Origin of the sequence: Streptomyces sp. AB3(2024) (assembly GCF_041862025.1) — a bacterium.
In the GTDB taxonomy this organism is placed as follows: domain Bacteria; phylum Actinomycetota; class Actinomycetes; order Streptomycetales; family Streptomycetaceae; genus Streptomyces.
This window is the reverse complement of sequence record NZ_JBGWAB010000380.1, coordinates 1-292: the sequence shown is the minus strand read 5'-3', so window position 1 is coordinate 292 and position 292 is coordinate 1. Positions and strand designations below refer to the sequence as shown.

Sequence of the window (292 nt, the reverse complement as noted above, 5' to 3'; positions counted from 1 at the left end):
GCGGTCGGCGCAGTCGGAGAACCCGGGGCGGATCGTCCTGGTGGACGTGGATGCCGATGCCGAGGTGGAGCAGGCGCTCTCCTCCGCGCTGGCGTCGGGTGAGTCCGAGGTGGCGGTGCGCGGTGGTTCGGTGCTGGTGCCGAGGCTGGCGCGGGCTGCGGTCGCGGCTGATGACGCGGCCCCTGCGTGGGATGCCGGGGGCACGGTCCTGGTCACGGGTGCGAGCGGTTCGCTGGGTGGCTTGTTCGCCCGGCATCTGGTGGCCGAGCACGGGGTGCGTCACCTGCTGTTG

General features: G+C 73.3%; 1 pseudogene. It reads left to right on the top strand.

The features are described from left to right. Positions 1–292: pseudogene (locus ACEPPI_RS40860) on the top strand (polyketide synthase); the annotation flags it as partial.